The organism is Falsiroseomonas sp. HW251 (assembly GCF_050563545.1).
GTDB lineage: Bacteria > Pseudomonadota > Alphaproteobacteria > Acetobacterales > Acetobacteraceae > Falsiroseomonas.
Genome location: NZ_JBNXUM010000072.1, coordinates 1 through 3400, shown reverse-complemented (window position 1 = coordinate 3400; position 3400 = coordinate 1). Strand labels below are relative to the sequence as shown.

Below are 3400 nucleotides of genomic sequence, written 5' to 3'. Positions count from 1 at the left end.
ACTCGCCTGACGGCAACGGGGAAGGGCGCCGCACGGCGCCCTTTTCGATTCCGGGACCGGGCATCCATCGCCCGGCCGCGCCGCACGGCCAACCCGGAATGCCCAAGCCCTGTTCATGCTTGCCCGATGGCACCCCAGGCGATGCAGGTTCTGCCCGCGAAGACGGCAATCGCCGCTTCGAGCGACATTTTCCAACCCAACCGATCGTTGAATTGTGCACCGCAGCATCGGTATTCCAGGAGGCCAGAGGGGCAAGCGTCAGGCGGCCGTGACCTTCCGTCCCGCGAGGGATTTCGAAAGGCGATCAGATGCGCGCTCCTCCCCCTACCCTCCCCGGCCGCCGTGCCTTCCTCGGCACCCTCCTCGCCGCCCCGGCGCTGCTTTCGGCCCGTGCCGCCGAGGCCGAGCCCGTGGATGTCGAGCTGGTGCTGGCCGTGGATGTCAGCCGCTCCGTGGACCAGGAGGAGCAGGAACTCCAGTTCCGCGGCTATGCCGCCGCCTTCCGCGACCCGAAGCTGATCGAGGGTATCGCCGGCGGCCCAATCGGGCAGATCGGCGTCACGCTCTTCACCTGGTCCGATTGGCACATCCAGGAGCATCTGGTGCCCTGGATGAAGATCGACGGCCCCGCCGCGGCCGAGCGTGTCGCCCAGGCCATCGACGCCGCCCCGCGCCGGACCTGGCTCTACACCTCGATCTCGGGCGCGATGGATTTCGGCTCCCGCCTCTATGGCCGGGCCTTCGAGGGCACGCGCAAGGTCATGGACATCTCGGGCGACGGCGTGAACAACTCCGGCCGCCCGCTGTCCGAGGCCAGGCGCGACGCGCTTGAGAAGGGGATCGTGGTGAACGGGCTCGCCGTGCTGGACCGCACGCCGCAGCCCTGGTCGGCGGGCCTCCCGCCGCTCGATGCCTATTACCGCGACGAGGTGATCGGCGGCCCCGGCAGCTTCCTCATGGTGGCCGAGGGTTTCGAGGCCTTCGAGCAGGCGGTGAAGCGCAAGATCATCCGCGAGATCGCCTCGGCGCCCGCGCCGGGACCGCTGGTGGAGCGGGCCTACGCCTGAAGCGGCGGGATCTGGCCATCGCGTCGAGCCCCCTCGCAAGCGGGGGAGGGCCGGGGGGGGTGCTTCGTCCAGCGCGACCCCAATCAGGCCGCCACCCCCTCTACACCGCCGCGCTCATCGCCGCGGCCTTGGTCGCCGGCAGCCAGAGGCTCACCACCGTCCCCTCGCCCTCGCGGCTCTCGATCGTCAGCGTCCCGCCGGCACCCTCGGCGAATTGCCGTGCCATCATCAGCCCGAGCCCCGTGCCCTCCCCCTCCGGCTTGGTCGTGAAGAAGGGCTCGCCGACGCGCTTCAAAACCGCCTCCGGCATGCCCGAGCCGGTGTCGGCGACCGACACCCGCACCCAGGGCTGCGCCGCCGCATGCGGCCCGGCGCCGAGCTCGGCCGGCGCCGCGCGGATGCGCACCACGCCCGTGCCGCCCATGGCGTCGCGCGCATTCACCGCCAGGTTCAGCAGCACCGTCTCGAATTCGGCCCGGTCCGCCGACAGCGGCGGCAGGCCCGCCGCCGCCTCGATCTCCAGCCGCATCCCCGACCCCATCAGCCCGCCCATCAGCTCATCGAGCCCGGCCAGCACCTCGGCGGGGCGGAAGCCCTCCGGCGGCTGCGGCGCGGGGCGGCCGAAGCCCAGCAGGCGCCGCGCCACGCGCTGCCCGCGCGCCGCCGCGCTGTCGAGCAGCCCCGCGATCCGCCGCACCTCGCCCGCCGTCTCGGCCCGGCGCTGCAGCAGCAGCGCGCTCGCCAGCACCGCCTGGACCAGGTTGTTCATGTCATGCGCGACGCCCGCGGCGATCCGGCCGAGCGCGGCGCTGCGCTCGGCCTGTCGCAGCCGCTGCTCCGCCGCGGCCCGCGCCTCGGCCTCGGACCGCGCGGCCTCCGATTCCGCCGCCGCGCGCGACAGCGCCTCAGCCTCCCGCCGGGTCGCGCCCTGCGCCATGGCGGTCAGCCCCAGCAGCAGCGCCGCCGCCACCCCCGCCATCCCGCCGAGCGGCAGCAGGCGCTGCCAGAGGGCCGCGCGCAGCGTTGCCGGGCCGATGCCGTAGATGATTGCCGCGGGGTAGTCGCCGACCTGCCGGACGGCGTTCAGCCGCGGCACGCCATCCACCGCCGAGGGCGCGTCGAAGGTCATCGCGCCGCCGGCCCCGCTGGCCAGCGCTCGCATGATCGGCGCATCGGCGGGAAAGCGCATCGGCCCCGGCGTCGGCGGATGCCGCGCGAGCAGCGCGCCATCCGTCCGGACCAGGGCGATGCGATCATCCCCCGACTCCGCCACCGAGGCGTAGAAGCGGGAGAAGCCGTCGGAGGAGAAGGCGGCGACGATCACGCCGGGCGGCTCGCCCTCCGCCGCGCGCCAGGCCCGGCTGAAGGTGAAGAGCCGCCGGCGCGTCTGAGCCGCGACCACCTGCTCGCCGAGATAGGTGCTCGCCACGCCGTAGCGCTGGTGCGCCAGCACGTAGTCGCGCGCGCCCTGGTCCGTCGGCACCAGCGGGAAGGTCGGCCCCGCGCTCGACGCCACCATCCGCCCCTGCGGGTCCACCAGGCCGAAGCCCGCGAGGAAGGGGGTGGATTCGGTGAGCCGGACGAGGAAACGATGCAGCGCCTCGGACTCCGCCATGGTGACCCAGTCCATGCCGGCGATGCGCGCCTCGAGCGCGGTAAGCTGGGCTTCCTGCGTCTCGAAGCTGCGCAGCGCATGCTCGTGCAGCATGTCCACGCTGCGCAGCAGGCGCTGGCGGGCCTCGGACTCGATCTCGCGCCAGGAGATCCAGGCACCGGCCGCGAAGGCGAGCAATGGAAGGCCGACCGCCGCCAGCCAAAGCGAGCGGAAGGCCAGGCGCGCGGGGGCGCCCGGGGGCGGCACGGAAGGCGGGAGCACCGCTCAACACTGCCACTGCAACCGGCCGCGTATCCATCACGAGCGTGCGAGGCTGGACGTGTGCGGGGCCGTCTTCACCGCCCGCGGCCGGTCTTCTCCTGCAACGCGTCGATGCGGATCGAGGCTTCGGCCTTGGTCAGGCCGGGGTCGAAGGGCTCGCCCGCCTCCTCCGACAGGGTCTTGAGGTAGGAGGCCTGGGCCCCGGTCATGCGCTCCTCTCCGGTGGTCCAATCCTCGGGGTCCTTGATGGTGTTGGATCCGGGCTCGGGATCGGCCTTGGGGTTGGGCTGGTGCTGGGGCTGGGTGGTCTTGGCCATGCGGGCTTTCCCTGCGGGTTGAGCGGGGATAACGCTGGCGCCGCGCGGGTGTTCCCTATATGTTCGTTCGATCAAGTTGCCGAGCCATGCCGGCGGGCTGGCTGGCAGCGCGGCAGCCGGGCGGGCCGGGTTACTTTAGG

3 protein-coding genes are annotated in these 3400 nt (G+C 72.9%); 1 reads left to right on the top strand and 2 read right to left on the bottom strand.

From position 1 onward, the window contains the following. Positions 1-308 precede the first annotated feature (308 nt). Positions 309-1067, top strand: a complete 759-nt coding sequence (locus tag ACLF3M_RS35150) for a DUF1194 domain-containing protein (protein ID WP_430661669.1) — start codon at positions 309-311, stop codon at positions 1065-1067. 100 nt (positions 1068-1167) lie between these two features. On the opposite strand, the gene ACLF3M_RS35145 is transcribed toward ACLF3M_RS35150, so the two are convergent. Beyond that, a complete protein-coding gene (locus ACLF3M_RS35145) occupies positions 1168-2943 on the bottom strand; it encodes a sensor histidine kinase (protein WP_430661668.1) in 1776 nt (591 codons plus the stop codon). A 74-nt stretch (positions 2944-3017) separates the two neighbouring features. Further along, positions 3018-3260: a DUF3072 domain-containing protein gene (locus tag ACLF3M_RS35140; protein WP_430661667.1), complete on the bottom strand. Its 243-nt coding sequence runs from the start codon at positions 3258-3260 to the stop codon at positions 3018-3020. Positions 3261-3400: the final 140 nt, after the last annotated feature.